This window comes from Rhizobium metallidurans (genome assembly GCF_014196505.1).
Classification (GTDB): Bacteria; Pseudomonadota; Alphaproteobacteria; order Rhizobiales; family Rhizobiaceae; genus Rhizobium; species Rhizobium metallidurans.
In genome coordinates this window covers 534,213-553,984 of sequence record NZ_JACIDW010000001.1, presented here as the reverse complement: position 1 = coordinate 553,984, position 19,772 = coordinate 534,213, and the positions used below count along the sequence as shown (strand labels likewise).

The 19,772-nt window shown below is 63.3% G+C and carries 16 protein-coding genes; 5 read left to right on the top strand and 11 right to left on the bottom strand.

The annotated features are described in order from the left end of the window. Positions 1-73: 73 nt before the first annotated feature. Positions 74-7,081 carry a beta strand repeat-containing protein gene (locus GGQ67_RS02380; RefSeq protein ID WP_246400070.1) on the bottom strand — a complete coding sequence of 2,336 codons (7,008 nt, stop codon included), beginning with the start codon at positions 7,079-7,081 and terminating at the stop codon, positions 74-76. A 413-nt stretch (positions 7,082-7,494) separates the two neighbouring features. Here GGQ67_RS02380 and GGQ67_RS02375 point away from each other — a divergent pair, with 413 nt between their 5' ends. The 4 genes from GGQ67_RS02375 to yghU all read left to right on the top strand — a co-directional run bounded on the left by GGQ67_RS02375 (position 7,495) and on the right by yghU (position 11,122). Beyond that, entirely contained in the window at positions 7,495-7,701 is a 207-nt protein-coding gene (locus GGQ67_RS02375; RefSeq protein ID WP_183898565.1) for a hypothetical protein, read from the top strand. A gap of 339 nt (positions 7,702-8,040) precedes the next feature. Then, on the top strand, positions 8,041-8,946 hold the full coding sequence (locus GGQ67_RS02370; protein WP_246400069.1) for a mechanosensitive ion channel family protein: 906 nt from the start codon (positions 8,041-8,043) through the stop codon (positions 8,944-8,946). Positions 8,947-9,142: 196 nt separating this feature from the next. Next, a complete protein-coding gene (locus tag GGQ67_RS02365) occupies positions 9,143-10,171 on the top strand; it encodes an LLM class flavin-dependent oxidoreductase (protein WP_183898563.1) in 1,029 nt (342 codons plus the stop codon). 75 nt (positions 10,172-10,246) lie between these two features. Then, a complete protein-coding gene (gene yghU, locus GGQ67_RS02360) occupies positions 10,247-11,122 on the top strand; it encodes a glutathione-dependent disulfide-bond oxidoreductase (protein ID WP_183898562.1) in 876 nt (291 codons plus the stop codon). Positions 11,123-11,204: 82 nt separating this feature from the next. Here the strand turns inward: yghU and GGQ67_RS02355 are convergent, their stop codons facing one another. Together GGQ67_RS02355 and GGQ67_RS02350 are read right to left on the bottom strand one after the other, a co-directional pair. After that, on the bottom strand, positions 11,205-12,368 hold the full coding sequence (locus GGQ67_RS02355) for a low temperature requirement protein A (protein ID WP_183898561.1): 1,164 nt from the start codon (positions 12,366-12,368) through the stop codon (positions 11,205-11,207). A 30-nt stretch (positions 12,369-12,398) separates the two neighbouring features. Further along, positions 12,399-12,566 (bottom strand): Thivi_2564 family membrane protein, encoded by a 168-nt coding sequence (locus GGQ67_RS02350; protein ID WP_183898560.1) that lies wholly within the window; start codon positions 12,564-12,566, stop codon positions 12,399-12,401. A gap of 176 nt (positions 12,567-12,742) precedes the next feature. On the opposite strand from GGQ67_RS02350, the gene GGQ67_RS02345 reads away from it, so the two are divergent. Further along, positions 12,743-12,928, top strand: a complete 186-nt coding sequence (locus GGQ67_RS02345) for a DUF3008 family protein (protein WP_112818901.1) — start codon at positions 12,743-12,745, stop codon at positions 12,926-12,928. A 23-nt stretch (positions 12,929-12,951) separates the two neighbouring features. Here the strand turns inward: GGQ67_RS02345 and GGQ67_RS02340 are convergent, their stop codons facing one another. From GGQ67_RS02340 to GGQ67_RS02305, 8 genes are all read right to left on the bottom strand, one after another. Continuing rightward, positions 12,952-13,989 (bottom strand): dipeptidase, encoded by a 1,038-nt coding sequence (locus tag GGQ67_RS02340; RefSeq protein WP_183898559.1) that lies wholly within the window; start codon positions 13,987-13,989, stop codon positions 12,952-12,954. Between the two features lie 128 nt (positions 13,990-14,117). Then, entirely contained in the window at positions 14,118-14,462 is a 345-nt protein-coding gene (locus tag GGQ67_RS02335) for a DUF7674 family protein (protein ID WP_183898558.1), read from the bottom strand. A gap of 56 nt (positions 14,463-14,518) precedes the next feature. Then, positions 14,519-14,803, bottom strand: coding sequence for a helix-turn-helix domain-containing protein (locus GGQ67_RS02330; RefSeq protein WP_183898557.1), 285 nt, complete (start codon positions 14,801-14,803; stop codon positions 14,519-14,521). A gap of 65 nt (positions 14,804-14,868) precedes the next feature. After that, a complete protein-coding gene (locus GGQ67_RS02325; protein ID WP_183898556.1) occupies positions 14,869-15,741 on the bottom strand; it encodes a glycine betaine ABC transporter substrate-binding protein in 873 nt (290 codons plus the stop codon). A gap of 64 nt (positions 15,742-15,805) precedes the next feature. Then, positions 15,806-16,687 carry an ABC transporter permease gene (locus GGQ67_RS02320; RefSeq protein ID WP_183898555.1) on the bottom strand — a complete coding sequence of 294 codons (882 nt, stop codon included), beginning with the start codon at positions 16,685-16,687 and terminating at the stop codon, positions 15,806-15,808. 22 nt (positions 16,688-16,709) lie between these two features. Further along, positions 16,710-17,942, bottom strand: a complete 1,233-nt coding sequence (gene proV, locus GGQ67_RS02315; RefSeq protein WP_183898554.1) for a glycine betaine/L-proline ABC transporter ATP-binding protein ProV — start codon at positions 17,940-17,942, stop codon at positions 16,710-16,712. Positions 17,943-18,378: 436 nt separating this feature from the next. Beyond that, positions 18,379-18,873 carry a GNAT family N-acetyltransferase gene (locus tag GGQ67_RS02310; protein WP_183898553.1) on the bottom strand — a complete coding sequence of 165 codons (495 nt, stop codon included), beginning with the start codon at positions 18,871-18,873 and terminating at the stop codon, positions 18,379-18,381. Positions 18,874-18,893: 20 nt separating this feature from the next. After that, complete coding sequence (locus tag GGQ67_RS02305; protein ID WP_183898552.1) at positions 18,894-19,772, bottom strand: carbohydrate ABC transporter permease; 879 nt, start codon at positions 19,770-19,772, stop codon at positions 18,894-18,896.

The following is a 19,772-nucleotide window of genomic DNA, read 5'->3' as shown; positions in this document are numbered from 1 at the left end:
TCGCGGCTTTTCGCTGAAAATTGGAGCCGTTGCGGGCGCGGCGTCGAATCTCGCCGCGCCCGCGATCAGTCTCTTATCCCAGATAGGACATGATCACCGAGGCAACCTGAGCCGACTCACTCGTGTCGGGTGCGGCTGCTGCCGATGCCGAGCTTGGCGTCTCAGAGGGTGCCGTGGTCGTGGTCGTCGTCTGGGAGGCGCTTACGCCAGCCAGCGGGCCGTTGGTCAGCGTCTGTACCTGTGCCGATGTCATCGCGTTGATCTGGGCCGGCGTGAAGGCTTCGGCCTGGCTCACGGTCAATGCGCCGAGCGCTCTTGTGCTCAGTCCCGAAACCGCGCTGGAACTCAGCGCGATGATATGCTCGGGCGAGAAGCTCGCCAGATCATCCGGACCGAGGGCCGCCGTCTGAACGACATTGAGGGCTCCGATCTGCGCGGTCGATAGCATTCCGATCTGCGCCGTGCTCATGGCGACGACCTGGCTGTAGCTCAGCGCCGCCACCTGACCCGTGGTCAATGCCGCGATGTCGCTTGATGGCAGGGTCGAGAACACCGCCGTCGTCAGGCCCTTGATCGAAGCCGGCGTGATTGCAGCGAACTCCTCGGTCGAGAGAGTTTGCAGCTGGTCGGTCGTCAACCCGGCGAGGCCGGTCGAACTCAGGGATGCGATCTGGTCAGTGGAGAAGGTGCTGAACTGATCGGTGCTCAGCGCGCGGATCTGGTCACTGGTCAGGCCGGATATTCCCGAACTTCCGAGAGCCGCGATCTCTTCCGTGGAAAGCGACGCCACGAAGGCCGTGGACAGTCCCTTCATCGCGCCGGAGCTGATCGCCGCGAGCTTTGCGGGCGTGAGCGCATCCAGGCTGGACGAGGTCAGGCCCTTCAGCGCATCCGAGCTGAGCGCCGCGATCTGACCCGTGGACAGCTTTTCCATCTGGTCGATGTTCAGAGCGCCCGCTTGAGCGCTGCCGAGGCCGGCAATCCCCTTGGCGCTCAGTGCCGCGATCTGCTCGACCGAGAGCACGGCGATGTCGCCGGTGCTCAGAGCCGCGATCTGAGCGGAGCCCAGAGCGCCGATCTGTCCTGTCGACAGCATCTCGACCTGGCTTGTGCTCAAGGCCGCGATCTGGGCGGTCGAGAGACCGGCGATGCCGGCCGTGCTCAAAGCGCCGATCTGCTCGGCCGAAAGCGAGGCGATCGTTGTCGGCGACAATCCGGAGATGGCCGCCGAGCTGATCGCGGCGATTTCGGCGGTGGTGAAGCTGTCCAGATCATCCGTTCCGAGTGCCGCGATCTGCCTGGAGCTCAGCACGCCGATCTGCGTGCTGGTCAGTGCCTCGGCCTGGTCGACGCTGAGCGCTGCGATCTGGTCCGTGCTGAGGCCGGCGACGCCCGCGGTGCTGAGCGCCGCGATCTGGCTTGGCGAAAGCGAGGCCAGGGCGCCGGTCGACAGGCCGGAAATGGCGGACGAGCTGATCGCCGCGATCTCGGCCGTGGTGAAGCCGTCGAGGTCGTCGGAGGTCAGAACCCCGATCTGCCGCGAGGAGAGCGCGCCGATCTGCGTGCTGGTCAGCGCCTCCATCTGGTCGCTGCGCATGGCGACGAGCTGGCTGGTCGAAAGGCCGGCTATGCCCGCGGTGCTCAGCGCCGCGATCTGTTCGGGCGAGAACGCGGCGATGTCGGCCGTGTTGAGCGCGGCGATCTGCCTCGACGTCAGCGCACCGACCTGAGCGGTCGTGAGAGACTCCACCTGGCTGGTTCGCAGGGCGCCGATCTGGTCGCTGGTCAGGCCGGCAATGCCGGTGGGGCTGAGGGCGGCGAGCTGGTCGCCCGAGAGCGAGGAAATCACCGATGTCGAAATCCCAGCAACCGCGCTGGAGGTGATCGCGGCCATGTCGGCGGTGCTGAAACTATCCAGATCGTCCGTTCCGAGCGCCGCTATCTGCTTCGAGTTCAGCGCGCCCACCTGGACGCTTGTGAACGCCTCGACCTGACGGACACTGAGCGCGCCGATCTGATCGCTGGTCAGGCCGGCTATCCCCGCCGTGCCAAAGGCCGCGATCTGATCGACCGAGAGCGCCGCGATACGGTCGGTGGCAAGGGCCGCGACCTGCCTGGAGCTCAGCGCGCCGATCTGAGCGGTCGTGAGCGCCTCCATCTGGTTGGAACCAAAGGCGGCGATCTGGCCACTGGAGAGACCGGAAATTCCGGCCGAGCTCATGGCGACGATCTGATCCGTCGACAGCGCCCCGATGGCGGCGGTCGAAAGGCCAAGGATCGCGCCGGAGCCGATCGCCGCGATATCGGCGGTGGAGAAGCGTGAGAGATCGTCCGTGCTCAGCGCGGCGATCTGCCTCGAGCTCAGGGCCCCCACCTGCAGGCTGGTCAGGGCCTCGGTCTGGTCGGTGCTCAATGCCGCGATCTGGTCGCTGCTAAGACCGGCTATGCCCGCCGTGCTCAATGCCGCGACCTGGGCGGTCGTCAGCGATGCGAGGTCGTCGGTTCCAAGCGCTCCGATCTGCCGTGAGCTCAGCGCGGCGATCTGGCTCGTGGTCAATGCGCCGATCTGGTCGCTGCTCAGCGCGTTGATGAGATCGACGGTCAGGCCCGCGATGCCCGATGTGCTGAGTGCGGCGATCTGGCTCGTCGTCAGCGTCGCAAGCGCTGCCGCCGACAGGCCGGCGATCGCGCCGGAGTTGATCGCGGCGATGTTCTTTGCCGACAGGATGGCGATATCGTCGGTGCCAAGCGCCGCCGTCTGCTTCGAGCTCAGCGCGCCGATCTGCGCGGAGGTCAACGCCTCCACCTGATCGGTCCGCAGCGCCGCGATCTGCCCGGTCGTCATTCCCGTGATCGCCGCCGTGTTCAGCGCCGCGATCTGGCTCGGCGACAACGCGGCGATCGTGCCGGTCGAAAGGCCGGCGATGGCACCGGAGCCGATAGCCGCCATGTCCTTCGTCGAGAAGGTCGCGATGTCATCGGCGGTGAGGGCGGCGAGCTGCGCGGAGCTCAGGCCGCTGACCTGGCTGCTGGTCAGCGCTTCGGCTTGCGCGGTGGTCAGCGCGGCAAGTTGCTGGGTGGTGAGCCCGGCGATGGCATTCTTGCTCAGCGAGGCGATCTGCAGCGTCGACAGGGCCCGGATCGTGTCCGTCGACATTCCTCCCAGCGCGCTGGATGTGATCGCGGCGATATCCTTGGTCGAGAAGGTCACGACATCATCCGGCCCGAGGACGGAGATCTGGCTGGAGTTCAGCGTGCCCACCTGGTTGCTGGTCAGGGCTTCGGCCTGCGCGGTCGAAAGGACCGCCAGCTGCTGCGAGTTCAATCCGGCGATGCCGGCGGCCGAGAGCGCGGCGATCTGCGCGGTCGAGAGAGCGGCGACGTCGTCCGTCCCCAGCGCGCCGATCTGCGACGAGGTGAGGGCGGCGACCTGCTTGGTCGACAGCGCCCGGACTTGCGCGTTGTCGAGGGCCGCGACCTGGCTGGTCGAAAGACCGGAAACGCCCGACGCGCTCATGGCGGCAAGCTGCTGCGTGGTCAGCGCCGCTATGTCGCTGGTGCTGAGCCCCGCCACCTGCTTGGAGGTCATCGCCGCGATCTGGCTGGTGCCGAGCGCGTGAAGCTGTGCGCTGTTCAGCGCATCGACCTGAGCGGAGGTCAGGCCCGTGATGCCCGATGGCGTCAGGACGGCGATCTGGTCCGTGGAGAAAACGCCGACATTGTCGCCAAGCGCCGCGATCTGCGCCGCCGTCAGTGCCTTCACCTGCGCGGTGGACAGCCTGGCGATCTGGTCGGTGCCGAGTGCCTCGACCTGGCCGCTCGTCAGACTGGCAAGAGCGCTGGTGCTCAGCAGCGCGATCTGCGCGGTCGTCAGGCCCGCGACCGCGTCCGTGCCCAGGCCAGGCAAGCCCTTGTTGGTGATCGCCGCGATGTCGGCGTTGGAAAAGGTCGCGATGTCTTCGGCCGACAGGGCGGAGAACTGTACGGAGGTCAGCGCCGCCACCTGCGCGGGCGACAGCGTCTCGATCTGAGATGTGCTCATCGCGCCGATCTGCAGGCTCGTGAGGCTGGCGATCGCGCTGGTGTTGAGCGCGGCGATCTGCTCGTTCGAAAGGCCCTCGACGGCGTCGGGGCTGAGGCCGGAGATCGCCTTGTTGGTGATCGCGGCGATATCGGCGGTGGAGAAGGTCGCAATGTCATCGGCGCCGAGTGCCGCCATTTGCGCGGAGCTCAGCACCTTCACCTGCCCGGGCGACAACGCTTCGACCTGTGCCGTACCGAGAGCACCGATCTGGTCGCTCGTCAGGCTTGCGATGGCGCTGGTGCTCATGGCGGCGATCTGGGCAGTTCCAAGCGCTGCGATCACATCCGTGCTCAGCCCCGGCAGGGCCTTGTTGGTGATCGCGGCCATATCGGCCGTCGAGAAGGTCGCGATGTCGCTGGCATCGAGCACGCCGAGCTGCAGCGAGGTCAGCGACATGACCTGGAGCGGCGAGAGAGCCTCGACCTGCGCGGAGCCGAGGGCGTCGATCTGGTCGGTGCTCAGGCTGGCGATCGACGATGTGCTCAAGGCGGCGATCTGAGCGGTGGAGAGCATCGTGATCCGGTCCGTGCCCAGCGCCGCGATCTGCAGGGTCTTCAGCACGCTGATCTGGGCGGTCGTGAAGGCGGCGATCTGCCCCGAGGACAGGTTGGACACATCGAGGCCGGGGATCGCCTTGCTCGAGAGCGCCGCGATATCGGCCGGCGAGAAGGTTGCGATGCCGTCCTCGCCGATCGCCGAGAGCTGCAGCGAGCTCAGCCACGTGACCTGTGCCGGCGTGAACGCCTCGACCTGGCTGGTGCTCAGAACCGCGAGCTGCGTCGTCTTCAGCGCGCTGACCTGCGCCGTCGTCAGCGAGGCGATCTGGCCGGTGGAGAAGGTTGCGATGATATCGGTGCTGAGACCGGGTATGGCCTTGCTGGTGATCGCGGCGATATCGGCGGTCGAGAAGGTCGCCATATGCTCGGCATCGATCGCGGCGAGCTGAACGGAGGTCAGCGCCGCGACCTGTGCCGGTGAGAGCGCCTCGACCTGGTCCGTGCTCAGGGCCGCGATCTGGGTGCTGGTGAGCCTCGGGATCGCGGTCGAGTTCAAGGCCGCGATCTGCGCGGTGGAGAAGGTCGCGATGATATCGGTGGTCAGGCCGGTGATCGCGCGGCTGGTGATGGCCGCCATGTCGTCGGTGGAGAAGGTCGCGATTTGCTCGGCGTCGAACGCGGCGAGCTGAACCGAACTCATGGCCTTCACCTGCGTCGGCGACAGCGCCTCGGCCTGGTCCGTGGTCAGGGCGGCCAGCTGGTCGGTTCCGAGCGCCGCGATCTGCGCGGTGGTCAGCGCCGCGATCTGGGCGGTGGAGAGCGAATCCATGCTCAGCCCGGTGAAGCCCTGGTTGGTGATCGCAGCGATGTCGGCCGTCGAGAAGGCGGCGATATCGTCCGCGCCGAATGCCGCGAGCTGAGCAGAACTCAGCGCCTTGACCTGCGCGGGCGTCAAGGCCTCGGCCTGCTCCACGCTCAGCGCGTCGATCTGGTCCGTCGTCAGGCTGGCGATCGCGGCCGTGCTCAGCGCCGCGATCTTCGCGGTCGAAAGCCCTTCCAGCTGCCCGGTGCTGAAGCCCGCGATCTGCGCGCCCAATGCGGTTATCTGGCTGGTCGAGAACGACGCGATCTGGTCGGCGCCCAAGGCTTCGAGCTGGCTGCCGGTGAGATTTGCGATCAGGCTGGTGGACAGTGCGGCGATCTGGGTCGACGACAGGGCGCCGATCGCATCCGTGCTCAGGCCCGACATGGCGCGGCTGGAGATCGCGGCGATGGCGGCGGTCGAGAAGGCTTCGATATCGGCGGCGTCGAGTGCTGCGAGCTGCGCGGAGCCGAGCGCCTTCACCTGGAGCGATGACAGCGCCTGGAATTGCTCGTCGTTCAGGGCCTGGAGCTGATCGGTCGTCAGGCTGGCGATCGAACCGGTGCTGAGGGCGGCGATCTGGGCCGAGGACAGGGCCGCGACGCTACCGGAGCCGAGGCCCGCTATGGCCCTGCTGGTGATGGCCGCCATATCGGCGGTGGAAAACGTTGCGACGCCATCCGGGTTGATGGCCGCCAGCTGGTCGGAGCTGAGCGCCTTGACCTGCTGCGGCGTGAACGCTTCGACCTGCTCGGGGCTGAGGGCCTCGATCTGCCCAGTCGTGAGGCTGGCCAGAGCGCTGGAGGTGAGCGAGGCGATCTGAGAGGGCGAAAGCGCCTCGATCTGCGTGGGGTCGAGCGAGGCGAGCTGTGCCGTGGTCAAGGCGTTCGCCTGGGCCGTCGTCATCGCCGCGATCTGTTCGGGCGACAGGGCGGACAGGTTCAGGCCGCGCACAGCCTTGGTGTTGATCGCGGCAATGTCTTCGGGCGACAGCATGGCGATATCATCGGGCCCGAGCGCCGCCAGTTGTGCGGAGGTCAGCGCTGCTGTCTGCGTCGGCGAAAGCGCTTCAACCTGGTCAGTGCTCAACACGCCGATCTGGCTGCTCGTCAACGCCGCGACGGCGCCGGTATTCAGAGCGGCGATCTGATCGGTGGACAGCGCCGCGATGGCAGCCGTTCCGAGACCCTGGATCGCCTTGTTCGAGATAGCGGCGATATCGGCGGTCGAGAAGGTCGCGATGTCGTCGGCCCCGAGTGCCGCGAGCTGCGCGGTGGACAGCGCCTTGATCTGGTTCGGGGTCAGCGCTTCCGACTGCTCGGTCGTCAGAGCGCTCAATTGCGTCGTTGTCAGTGCGGAGACCTGGACCGAGGTCAGGCTTTCTATGGCGTATTTGTTGAGCGCGTTGAGCTGGTCGAAGGTGAGGCCGACGATCGACCCCTTGGCGATGGCACTGAGCTGCTGAGAGTTGAGCGCCTCGACATCTTCCACATCCAGCGCCGCGATCTGGGAGGAGGAAAGGGCTTTGACCTGCGCCGTGGACAGCGAAGCGATGTCTTCGGTCGTCCATGCGGCGACCGCCGCCGAAGAAAGAGATCTGATCTGCGTTATCGTCAGCGTGGAGGCAACCGTCGTCATGCTCATCAATCCCGAATGTTCAAATGGCGTCAATAAAAAGCCAGGCCGAAATTCCGATAGCGAACGGCAGGCGGCTTCCGATCCAAGGCCTGATTGAGGAATCGGTTATCCAGCCCGCGCAGCTAAGAACCGCAAACTAGGTTGTGTGGCTTGTCTGAACCTGAAATTGCAGGTGGTCTCCCCAAACAGGCTCGGGCCCGCTGCCGCGACGAGGGTTAGGTAGCGAGCCTTGCCCGCAGCTTGCCGTCTTGTACGCTCGCGGTTCGGGCCGCTGATTGCGACAAGGAAGACGCGCGACGCCGGCAATTTCACACATGTCCAAAATTATCACGAGACTGTCACATGAAGGAATCATGGCTCCACTACACGGCGACGCAAAGCGATAGGATTTGCGCATGCCAAAGAGTGGACGAATGAACGTGTACGGGACGGCTCTTTCCGTGCCCTGCATTTTTACCGAGAGCGACGACGGCGGAACGATCCGCGGATGCCCGCGATTTCTGGCGCTCGTGGCCGGAAAGCAGAGCATCCGGCTGCTCGACACCATCAGCGGCCGATCCACGCCGATCGCCTTGCATCGCGTCGGTCGACGCGGAAAGGCCTCGTTCCGCTGGCTGTGATCGCCCGGCAAGTTTAGGGCTTTTCCGTCTGACCGCGGTGTTTCCCTCGGGCGCGACCGATCACGAAAGGCTGATTTTCGTCATTCCGACCTTTCCCATGCTGCACCGCACCCTAGCTGATGTCGTATGGAACGCTTCATTCTCGACTTTCAGCAAGCAACCGACTGGTTGCCCGCTTGGCTGGTCAGCATCGGTGTGCTTGCCGCCGCCTTGGCCGTGGGCTTGATAATCCATCGCCTCGCTTTCCGTTTTCTGAGCCGATTGGTCGAAACGCGGGATCTGTTCTGGCGATCGCTGGTCTCGCGCGGTCGCCGGCCGCTGAGGCTGAGCATTCTTACCTTGACCCTTTCGCTTGGCGCGACCATCGCGCCGCTGACGGCGGCACAGGCGGGTGTTATCCGCCACATCCTGCTTTTGGGCTTCATCGCGGTCGTCGGCTGGATCAGCAAGACAACGCTGCATATCTGGATGACCGTCTATCTTCGTCGCTTCAAGCTCGACGCAGAAGACAATCTGCTCGCTCGCAAGCATGTCACCCAGTCGCGCATTGGCGAGCGCATTGCCGCTTTCATGATCGTGGCCATTACGGTTGCGGCAGGGCTGATGACTTTTCCAGCCGTGCAGCAATATGGAGTGAGCCTGCTCGCCTCGGCGGGCGTTGCCGGTATCGTGCTTGGCCTCGCCTTGCAGCCGGTGCTGAAGAACGTCTTCGCCGGCATCCAGCTTGCCATCACGCAGCCGATCCGCATCGACGACGCGCTGATCGTCGAGGGCGAGTGGGGCAATGTGGAGGAGATCACCTCGACCTATGTCGTCGTCAAGCTCTGGGATTGGCGAAGGCTGATCCTGCCGCTCAGCTATTTCATCGAGAACCCCTTCCAGAACTGGACGCGGGAGAGCGCGGCGCTCATCGGAACCGTCATGATCTATCTCGATTACTCGGTGCCGGTCTCGGCGATCCGCGAGAAGGTCGAGGACATAGCCGCTTCCTCCAAGCTCTGGGACAAGCGGGTCGTTGCCGTGCAGGTCACTGATTTCCGCGAGAACGTCATGGAAATCCGCATCCTCGTCTCGGCGTCCAATGCGCCGAAGACCTTCGACCTGCGCTGCGAAATGCGCGAGAAGATCATCGATTTCGTGCAGCGGGAATATCCGGCGAGCTTGCCGCGCGTGAGAGCCGAAGGCGCGGCGAACTTCAACGGCGTGATCGGTGGCGATGCGGTTCGGGCCTCGGCGCAATCCTGATTGCGGGTGGCCGCGCGGCGCTGCTGCCTAGAGAAAATCGGCCGTCTAGCCGAGGCATAGCGGCCGGGCGATGCCCGATCTCAAAAAAGCAGACGTCCCAACCATTGTTCGGGCGCGTCGCGGACTCCATATACCTTTCATCCAACGGCAACCGCTTCGCCGGTTGCCTCCGCTTGTTGATCTCAAAGGTATTGCCATGGCCGCTCTTTCCATCCTCGAACTTGTTCGCGTGACGGAGGAGACGGACGCCCGTGGTGCCCTCGACAACGCCCGTGATCTCGCCGCGCATGCTGAGGAGTGGGGTTACAAGCGCATCTGGGTCGCCGAACACCACAACATGATCGGGATCGCGAGTGCGGCGACATCGGTCGTGCTCGCCCATCTCGCGGCGGGCACGAAGACGATCCGCGTCGGCGCCGGGGGCATCATGTTGCCCAACCATTCTCCCTATGTCATCGCCGAACAGTTCGGCACGCTGGCGCGGCTGTTTCCCGATCGCATCGATCTTGGCCTCGGCCGGGCGCCGGGAACGGACCAGATGACGCTTCGCGCGTTGCGCCGCTCGCCCGAGTCCGCCGACCAGTTCCCGCAGGATGTGCTCGAGCTGCAGGCGTTTCTGGCGCCCGCCGGTCCGAACCAGCGCATACAGGCGGTTCCGGCAGCCGGCACCGAAGTGCCCCTCTGGATTCTCGGCTCCAGCAACTTCGGCGCCATGCTCGCGGGCGAACTCGGCCTTCCCTACGCCTTCGCCTCCCATTTCGCGCCCGAGTTGCTTCTTCAGGCGTTGCAGATCTATCGGACCCGCTTCAAGCCATCAGAGCAGCTGTCTCGGCCCTACGCCATGGTCGGCGTCAACGTGATCGCCGCCGAAACAGATGCCGAGGCGCGCCGGCTTGCGACGACGCAGCAAATGTCCTTCACCAACATGTTTCGCGGCACACGCGGGCTGAGCCAGCCGCCGATCGACGACATCGAGACCTATTGGTCGCCGATGGAGAAGGCGCAGGCCCAGCAGATGCTCGCCCGATCCATCATCGGCTCACCCGAGACGGTTCGAACCGGCCTGGAGCGGCTCGTCGAGGAGACCGGCGCCGACGAACTGATGATCGTGTCCGATGTCTATGATCACCGCGCACGCCTGCGATCGTTCGAAATGATCGCGGAGGCCGGGCGGGATATCGCCGGCTCGGCTGCCGGCGACATTTCGCTTCAGCGGAAGGCCTGACCGGCATTCCATCCGAATTCTGCGCAATCGAGACGGGTTGCGTATCGCATGAAGACGACACCACTGGAGACAAGCATGGCCAATTCGAATGAGTATACGCCGCCCAGAATCTGGACCTGGGACAAGGAAAACGGCGGGCAATTCGCCAACATCAATCGGCCGATCGCCGGCGCGACGCATGAAAAGGAACTGCCTGTCGGACGCCATCCGCTGCAGCTCTATTCGCTGGGTACGCCGAATGGCGTCAAGGTGACGATTATGCTCGAGGAGCTTCTCGCCGCCGGCCACACCGGCGCGGAATATGATGCCTGGCTGATCAGGATCGGCGATGGCGATCAGTTCGGCAGTGGCTTCGTCGCGGCCAATCCGAACTCCAAGATCCCGGCGCTGGTCGACCGCAGCGGCGCTGCGCCGATCCGCGTCTTCGAGTCCGGCTCGATCCTGACCTATCTCGCCGAGAAGTTTCAGGCCTTCCTGCCGACCGAGCCTGCCGCACGTGCGGAATGCTTCTCCTGGCTGTTCTGGCAGATGGGCAGCGCGCCCTATCTCGGCGGCGGCTTCGGCCACTTCTACGCCTACGCGCCGACCAAGATAGAATACGCGATCAACCGCTTCGCCATGGAAACCAAGCGCCAGCTCGACGTACTGGATCGCCGCCTTGCCGAGAGCGAGTATCTCGGCGGTTCCGAATACACCATCGCCGACATGGCCGTCTGGCCCTGGTATGGCGGCTTGGTGAAGGGCTGGATCTACGAAGCGGCCGAGTTCCTGCAGGTTCAGGACTACAAGAATATCCAGCGCTGGGCCGATCAGATCGGCGAGCGCAAGCCTGTCCAGCGCGGACGCATGGTCAACCGTCTCTCCGGCGAGCCATCCAGCCAGCTGTGGGAGCGTCACGACGCCAGCGACTTCGACACCAAGACGCAGGACAAGATCGGCGCTGCCAGCTGAGCTTCAAGGTCGGTCTCACCCGGATCGTCGTCCTGGCGCTCCGGGTGCGACCATTCGCTTGTTCGCCAGTCAGTCAATCAGATCAGGCGGTGGTGGCGTTCGCCTTTCGCAAGGCGATATATTCCCACAGCGCGACCAGCAGCAAAGTCACCGTGCTCACCATCTGTATCGTGACGTTCTGCTGCCACGGCAGCAGAACGATCGTCGCGAGAAGAATGGCGAGGCCGGCGATGTGAGACAGTGGCAATGTGCGCGCGGCGGTGAACTTCAGCCATGCATTTCCGATCAGAAACAGGGCCGGCCCGCCGAGAATGGCCAGTGCGGTCTTCAGACTGCTGTGCTCTTCGGGACGCGACAGGCTGAAATCCTCGCCGACGGCGGTCAGGATGATGCCCGCGACGATCGGCAGATGTCCGTAGGTAAAGAGGCCATGAGCCACGGTTTCGGGAGCTGTGGTCGATTCCGCCTTGTCGGCGGCCTTCTGCTGGCCGTGATGAAAATAGATCCACCACATGAAGCCGGTGGTCAGGAAGGCGCTGCAGAACACCATCACCGACAGGCTCGACTGCATGTACTCCGCGGCGGTCCTGCCCGTCGTGAGGATGGCCTCGCCCAGACAGAGAATGACGAATAGCGCGCAGCGCTCGGCCATGTGCTCGCCCGAGATGTCGAGTGTTTCTCGCGGGGACCTGCCCATTCCGGGAACCCAGTAGCGCGCCAGCGGCGAGACATATTCGATCAGCAGCGCGACGGCCCAAAAGGCGACGCGCATCTCGATGCTCGCGAAACCGCCGATGATCCAGAAGACGCTGGATGCGATCACCCAGACGGTGATGCGTACGAAGGTGAGATAGGAGGCCCGGTTTACGCCCCTGAAAGCGTAGAGCATGAAGACCGAGCGCAGGATTTGCATCGCGCAGTAGAGCGCCGCGAATGCCAGGCCCTGATCCTTGAAAGCCTCGGGTAGCGCGATCGCCAGCAGGATGCCGCCGAACATCAGCGCGAAGAGCAGAAGTCGCACCGCCTCCTTGTTTGTATCCAGGAGGTTGGTGATCCAGGTCGTGTGGACCCAAAGCCACCAGATCGCCAGGATCAGCAGGATCGACTCGGCAAGTGTCGTCGACGTAAAGTCCTCGACCAGGGTGTAGGACAGCTGGATCAGCGCAAATACAAAAACGAGATCGAAGAACAGCTCCGGAAAGCTGGCCTTCGTCTGCTTGGCGCTTTTGCCACGGATCAGGCTCAATGCGATTACCCCGCCAATCGAGCCAGGCTTTTAGAAAACCGCTAGATATTTCAAAAGCGAGATGATGCCGATGATGATCACGATGATCTGTACTATCTGCTTTGCTCTGGCATCGATCGGCAGACGCGCAACCAAGTACAGAACAAGGACGATCACCAGGAAGGTTATGAGTATTCCGATAAGAACAGATGCTGCCATTTGGGTCCCACTCCGTTGAAAAATCTTTTAGTCACAGAGCGTTAAATAAAACTCTCTTTTGAAAAGGAAAGGACGGGACGTCGAGAAACTCCCTTGTTGTTATCGGGCGGATCGCGCGCATGGTCTAGGAACCTTCGTGGTTGCGGCGGGTTCAAGAAGAAACGGAGGACATGACCATGCCCGCAAAATCGAAAGCGCAACAGAAGGCAGCCGGCGCGGCCTTGTCGGCCAAGCGCGGTGAAACGCCGAAAAGCAAGCTCAAGGGTGCATCGCGCGAGATGGTGGACTCAATGACGGAAAAGCAGCTCGAGGAATTCGCGTCCACGAAGACCAAGGGCAAGCCGGAGCACGTCTCCAAATAGTCCGCGGCTCGCGTTGGCCTAGACTAGCCGCCCCAGCTGCGCTCGAGCACGCTGATCCAGTTGGCGTGGCTGATCTTGATCAGCGCTTCCTCGTCGAAGCCGCCGGCGCGAAACGCGTCGATCAAAAGCGGCAGGCCGGTCGCATCCTTCATTGCTGCCGGTATCGTCGTTCCATCGAAGTCCGAGCCCAGGGCGACATGGTCGATGCCGATGCGATCGGCGATATAGGCGGCGTGGCGTACCAGCAGGTCGAGACCTGTGTCCGGGTTTCGGGTGCCGTCGTCGCGCAGGAAGAGCACGCCGAAATTGATGCCGACAAGCCCGCCCGTGTCGCGGATGGCGTCGAGCTGCCGGTCGGTGAGGTTGCGGCTGTGCGGGCTCAACTGGTGAACATTGGAATGCGAGGCGACCAGCGGCGCGTTCGAGAGCCTGGCGATGTCCCAGAAGCCCTGTTCGTTCATATGCGAGAGGTCGACCATGATCTTCAGCTCGTTGCAGGCGCGGATCAGATCCTTGCCGGCGTCGCTCAGCCCGGGGCCGATATCGGGTGACGACGGAAAGCGGAATGGAACGCCATAGGCGAAGATGTTCGGCCGGCTCCACACGGGCCCCAGCGTGCGCAGTCCGCTCTGATGCAGCACATAGAGCGCATCGAGATCGGCGGTAATCGCCTCCGCGCCCTCGATATGCATCACGGCAGCGAAGACGCCCGTTTCGATCGACCGGCGGATATCGGCCGCCGTGCGGCAGACTTTCAGCCCACCGGCGCTCCGGGCCTCGATGTCAAAGAGAATGCGCGCCATTGCCAGGGTGCGGTTCAGCGAGTCCGGCTGCGCCGGGGTCAGGAAATCATTATTGGCGTCCTTCGCCATGCCGGGCGAGGGGACGTAGATCGCGCAAAGCCCACCCGCCAGGCCGCCGGCCCGCGCCCTCGGAAGATCGATGTGTCCCGCCGCCTCTCCCTCGATAAACGCCGTCGCCGGCTGGGCGATGCCCGAATGGTGGAGCCGGAGCAGCACGTCGTTGTGGCCGTCGAAAACGGGCATGAGGGCATTCGACATGGTCGGGACAGTCCTGCGTGGGTTTGCTTGCGCCTCTTCGTATGCCAGGTCGGTCCTCCCGCGCAAACGCAAACGGCGAGCCGCGTGTTGAAAGCCGGTCGCCGGTCCGGCCTATCGCCGCATGTGGCCTATTGCCTGACGTAGGCAGCCGAGAGCGGGCCGAGTTCGGCCGATATCTGCCGCCATCTTGCCGGCTGGGCGCCCGTGCGCGAGATCATCGCCTCGATCAGCCCGGTGGAGACGGCATCCTTCAGTCTTCGATCGCCGTTGCGCATGCCGAGCTCGATCAGCTCGAACACCCGCTGCTTGTCCTCGAGCGTCGAGAACCTTTCGGCAATCAGCCATCCCATGTCGGAGTAGAACGTATGCATGTCCTCGAGATCGGCGGGCCCGATGTCGTCGATTGCGTTCTCCAGGGTTGAGGTCGCAGGGACATGCTGTGCCAGTTCGGCGGTGATCGCTTTCGTATCCATTGTCGTATCCTTTCTCTTGTGTACGGTGATCGGTCAACCGGATAGAGGGCTGCTGTTCAGCCCCTGTGAGCGTTGTCGTTCGCCACCGGCCAGATCGGTCCCGCTCCGTGGCCACGCAACAGCCATGCGAGGCTGACCTCCAGTGTCTCGGCGATCGTTTCCAGGTCGCCGGCGGAGGGGGCCGCGCGGTCGTTTTCCCACGATGCCCAGATGTCCGGCGCCACGCAGAGGCTTCTCGCGGCGGCCTCGATGGAAATCTTCACGGCGTCGCGGGCGAGCGACATGCGTCCACCCATGGTGTCGTCTTCGGCGTCGGTCGGTTGCAGGCGGTCGATAGACATGCATCGCTCCTGTTCGGTCGAAGGGCCGCGCCTCGCCAATCCTGGGGCGAGGCGCGATAGCGCAATCAGCCTTCCTCGCCGAGCCAGCTCTTCACCTGGTCGGGATGATCCTGGATATATTTATCCACCGCCTTGTCGTAGGACGTTTCCTGCGCGTCAAACATCGCCGCTTCGAGATCGGGGATCGGCAGTTTCATGCGCGACAGGAAGGCCGCGACCTTGGGATTGTCCGACTTGAAGTCCTTGCGGGCCAGAACGTTGACCTGTTCGGCTTCGCCGAGCGATTTCTTCGGGTCATCGAGATAGCGCAGCTTGTTCTTGCCGAACATCCAGTGCGGGCTCCATGCGGTGGCCACGAACCACTTCTCCCCGCGCGTCGCGCGGTCGACGCTCGTCAGCATGCCGGCCTCGCTTGAGACCTGGAGCTTGTAGCCGTCGAGCCCGTAATCCTTCAGTGCCTTTTCCGACAGTCGCGTGAGACCGGCTCCCGGATCGATCCCCTGGATGGTGCCGGACAGCTTCTTCCGCACGTCTTCCTTCTTCAGGTCCTCGATCGAGCCGATCTGGTCGGCGGGAATGTAATCGGGAACCACCCAGCCGAGCTTGGCGCCGTCATAGACCGTGCCGAGCATATCGACCTTGTCCTTGACCTTGGCGTAGTAGTCGGCATGTGTCTGCGGCAGCCATGCCATCATCATCGTGTCGAGGTCGCCGCGCGCGACACCCTGGTAGAGCGGCGCGATGTCGGCCTGCACGAGCTCGACCTTCTGGTTCAGCTTCGTCTCGATCAGCTTGGCGGCAAGCTTCGTGACGAATTCGGCGTCGGACCAGGCGGCCCAGCCGATCTTCACCGGCTTGGCGTCCTGCGCCATGGTCGAAGTGACCGCGCCGCCCAAGAGAGCGGCGGCAAGGCCGAGGGTTGCGAGTGTTTTGAACATGAGTGCTCCTTTGTGAAGGTTCGCATCTGGCGGGCCGCGGCCCGCCATGATGAGTTGCTCGAGATTAGGCGGCCGCCGGCTTCAGCGCTTCGCTTTCGCTTTTGCGGAAGAAGCCCTGCCAGAATGCGGCGCGGGGCTTGCCCAGGCTCTGGGTGATGCGGTCGAGAATGACGGCGAGGATGACGACGGCGATGCCGCCCTCGAAGCCGCTGCCGACGTCAAGGCGCTGGATGCCCGTCAAGACCGTGTTGCCGATGCCGCCGGCACCGATCATCGAGGCGATCACGACCATCGATAGCGACAGCATGATCGTCTGGTTGATGCCCGCCATGATCGAGGGCAGCGCGTTTGGAAGCTGCACCTTGAACAGAAGCTGCGTCGCCGTGCAGCCGAAGGCATTGCCCGCCTCGATGAACTCGCCGTCCACCTGGCGGATGCCGAGATTGGTCAGACGAACAACCGGTGGCATCGAGAAGATGACTGTGGCGATCGCGCCCGGCACGGCGCCGAGGCCGAAGAACATCGCAGCCGGGATCAGGTAGACGAAAGCAGGCATGGTCTGCATCAGGTCAAGCACCGGGCGCACGAAGGCGGCGACGGAATCGTTGCGGGCCATGGCAATGCCGAGCGGCAGGCCGACAAGCATGGCGATCAGCGTCGAGGCGATAACCAGCGACAGCGTTTCCATCATCGGGCCCCAGAGCTCGATGTGGTTGACGAGCAGCAGCCCGAGCGCGGTGAAGACCGCAAAACCGATACCGACGCGCCAAAGCGAGAGGGCCACGAAGATCGCGATGCCAACAGGCATGGGGATAGCCAGCAGGCCGTCCTGGATGCCCGAGGTCACGAAGCCAATCGCGGCGGCGATGAAATCAAGCACGGGTGAGAAGTTGTCGAGCACATAATTGACGGCAGCGTCGATGCCGTTTCCGATATCGAAGTTCATGATTTATCCGATGTGTTTGTGATCAGCCGGCGCGGTCGAGCGTTTCGAGCAGCGCCGATTTGCTGATGGAGCCGAGATAGCGCTTGCCGCCGTCGATGACGGGAACCGGCCAGGGGCTGGCCGCAACCTTGCCAAGAACGTTCGACAGCGGCTCGTCGGCAGGAATGGCCTCGATGTCGGGAAGGAAGGCGCCGCGATAGGGATCGGTCGTCTTCGCCCTGATCTTTTCGATCAGAGACGTCTGGCTGATCATGCCGTGAAAGGTCTTGTCGCGGCCGAGGATGATCGCGTATTCGCGATCGTAGTTCTTCATCCGCTCGAGTGCCGCCGCGGCCGAAACGCCTTCGCGTTCGATGATCGTGACCTGCGACTTGCGTGCGACATCGCCGGCCTTGAAGACATGGGCGACATCGACATTGCGGAAGAAGGAGCGCACGTAGTCGTTGGCCGGTTTGGTGACGATTTCGTCGGGCGTGCCGATCTGCACGACATTGCCGTTCTGCATGATGCAGATACGATCGCCGATCCGCATCGCTTCGTCGAGATCATGGCTGACGAAGACGATGGTGCGGCTGTGCTCGGATTGCAGGCGAACGAGTTCATCCTGCATTTCGGTGCGGATCAGCGGGTCGAGCGCCGAGAAGGCCTCGTCCATCAGCAGAATGGTGGGCTCGCTGGCGAGCGCGCGGGCAAGCCCCACGCGCTGCTTCATGCCACCGGAAAGCTGATCAGGACGGCTGTCGGCGTAGCCATCGAGGCCGACGGCCTTCAGCGCGGCCAATGCCTTCTCGCGACGTTCGGCCTCACTGACGCCGGCGACCTCGAGACCGAAGGCGGCGTTGTTGAGAACGGTACGGTTGGGAAGCAGCGCGAAGGACTGGAACACCATGCTGATATCGCGGCGGCGAAGTGCGATCAGCTCGCTGCGCGACATCTCCGTGATATCGCGGCCATCGATCTTGATCGAACCGGATGTCGGTTCGATCAACCGATTGAGAAGGCGCAACAGGGTTGATTTGCCGGAGCCGGATAGGCCCATGATGACGAAGATCTCGCCGGCGCGAATATCGAAACTGGCGTCGTTGACCCCGATCGAGCAGCCCGTTGCTGCATGAATTTCGGTTTTTGACTTGCCGGCGCGCAGTAGCGCCATGGCCTTTTTCGGGTGTTCGCCGAAAACTTTGTAGATGTTGTTGAGACTGATCTTGGTCGAAGCCGATGGTGTCGGCGCGTCTGTTTCAGTTGCAGCATTCATATAATCTTGGCGCCGAGCTCAATAGGCCAGGCATTCTCCTTTATTCGCATACGTCCGCGATCCGAAGCATACCTTTCGGATCTGGATGTATTGTCCGTTGCCTTGCTGAGACAAATCGACGCTTCATAAGTCGAATTCGTCCGAGGAAAATATATATTATCGAAAATATCTATCCGAAACGGCAGGATGCCATTCATTCAAAGTTAGATACTATAATTTTCGATGGAGCGCTGTGCTCCTTATCTGTGTATATAGGGGGATATACAAAAACTGTCCACCTTAAAATCAAATTTTGTGACAGATGCGCCGCTCGCCGGCAGCCTTGAAACAGGCCAGAACGCCTGTCGTACCGGGGAAGCGGCGCCGCGCCGGCATCGCAGGTATTTTTGAAATCAAAGGCTGAAATCCGGCGCTGACGCGTCCGAAATCGTGTCCTTTATGAGGAGATTTCGCTCGGGTGCGCGAGCGACAGCATGCCTCGGTAGATACCTGGATCGGAGCCTTCGATCGGGATCGCGCCGACGCCCTTGCGGTAGAAATCCATAGGGCCGGCGCCGCCGATCACGCCGTAAGGATAGCCCTGCGCGTGCATGTCGAGCAGCGTTTCCAAGAGTAGCGCATGGCCGATACCCTTTCCGCGGGCCGCCTGATCGACACCGGTGGGGCCGAAGAACCCCTTGGCGGTCGCCTCGTGGCAGGCAAAGCCCAAGAGTTCCCCTGCCTTGATGGCGATGAAACAGGTGGTCGGCTGGCGCATGGCGGCGGCGGTCGCCTCGGCCGCCCAGCCGGCGCCGAAGCGCGGTTCGATCCACGATGTCAGCGCCGGCAGTTCCGGCACCAGCACGCGGCGGATGGTGACCCCTTGCGATGTCATGCGGTCGTCGAGCGCGGGGTCGCGTTTCAGCTCGTAGAGCTTCACAAGCATGTCCATGATCTTGATCCTTGTATCTGTCAGCCTTTGACGGCGCCGGCGGTAAGGCCCGCCACGATCCGCCGCTGGAAGACAAGCACGACGGCGATGAGGGGAAGGGTGACGGTGATCGAGGCCGCCATGATCTGCCCGAACGGATATTCATAGCGGCTGGTGCCCGCGATCAGGCCGATCGCCACCGGTACGGTGCGGTTCTCGTCCGTCAGCGTGAATGTCAGAGCAAACAGGAACTCGTTCCAGGCGAGGATAAAGGCGAGAATGCCGGTACTCGCCAGCGACGGCCCCATCAGCGGCAGCAGCACCTTCATCAGGATGCGGAAGTGCGAGCAGCCGTCGATGATGGCGGCCTCCTCCAGTTCGCGTGGAAATTCCCTGATGAAGGTGGTGAGGATCCATGTCGTGAAGGGCACGGTCGACAAGAGATAGGTGAGGATCAGCGCGCTCGGGCGATTGAAGAGCCCCAGCCAGTTGATCAGCTCGAACATGCCCGAGAGAACCACGACCTGGGGGAAGATCGAGATCATCAGGACGATCATGAGGATCGCGCGGCGCTGCGGAAACTCGATGCGGCCGAGCGCGTACGCAGCCGAAAGCCCGATGATCAGCGACAGGAAGGTCGTCGAGACCGCGACATAGGCCGAGTTGAGCAGCGATCCCATGAAGACCGGGTTGTCGATCAGTTGCCTGTAATAGGTGAAATCCAGCGCCGGCATCAGCGCCGAGCGATAGAGCGCGGCACCCTGCTTCGTCGAGGAGACGAAGGCCCAGTAGTATGGGAACAGCGTATAGATGAGCACCAGCAGCAGCGCTAAGATCTGCAGGCCGCGAACGACCCGCCGTCTCATGCGATAGTAGGCGGCGGGCTTGCGGAGCGCCTTTTGTGCGATTGCATTGGCCAT

Coding starts and splice junctions, on each gene's coding strand:
- GGQ67_RS02380 (WP_246400070.1), bottom strand. CDS start 7,081: ATGACGACGGTTGCCTCCACGCTGACGATAACGCAGATCAGATCTCTT.
- GGQ67_RS02375 (WP_183898565.1), top strand. CDS start 7,495: ATGAACGTGTACGGGACGGCTCTTTCCGTGCCCTGCATTTTTACCGAG.
- GGQ67_RS02365 (WP_183898563.1), top strand. CDS start 9,143: ATGGCCGCTCTTTCCATCCTCGAACTTGTTCGCGTGACGGAGGAGACG.
- yghU (WP_183898562.1), top strand. CDS start 10,247: ATGGCCAATTCGAATGAGTATACGCCGCCCAGAATCTGGACCTGGGAC.
- GGQ67_RS02350 (WP_183898560.1), bottom strand. CDS start 12,566: ATGGCAGCATCTGTTCTTATCGGAATACTCATAACCTTCCTGGTGATC.
- GGQ67_RS02345 (WP_112818901.1), top strand. CDS start 12,743: ATGCCCGCAAAATCGAAAGCGCAACAGAAGGCAGCCGGCGCGGCCTTG.
- GGQ67_RS02340 (WP_183898559.1), bottom strand. CDS start 13,989: ATGTCGAATGCCCTCATGCCCGTTTTCGACGGCCACAACGACGTGCTG.
- GGQ67_RS02335 (WP_183898558.1), bottom strand. CDS start 14,462: ATGGATACGAAAGCGATCACCGCCGAACTGGCACAGCATGTCCCTGCG.
- GGQ67_RS02330 (WP_183898557.1), bottom strand. CDS start 14,803: ATGTCTATCGACCGCCTGCAACCGACCGACGCCGAAGACGACACCATG.
- GGQ67_RS02325 (WP_183898556.1), bottom strand. CDS start 15,741: ATGTTCAAAACACTCGCAACCCTCGGCCTTGCCGCCGCTCTCTTGGGC.
- GGQ67_RS02320 (WP_183898555.1), bottom strand. CDS start 16,687: ATGAACTTCGATATCGGAAACGGCATCGACGCTGCCGTCAATTATGTG.
- proV (WP_183898554.1), bottom strand. CDS start 17,942: ATGAATGCTGCAACTGAAACAGACGCGCCGACACCATCGGCTTCGACC.
- GGQ67_RS02310 (WP_183898553.1), bottom strand. CDS start 18,873: ATGGACATGCTTGTGAAGCTCTACGAGCTGAAACGCGACCCCGCGCTC.
- GGQ67_RS02305 (WP_183898552.1), bottom strand. CDS start 19,772: ATGGCCAATGCAATCGCACAAAAGGCGCTCCGCAAGCCCGCCGCCTAC.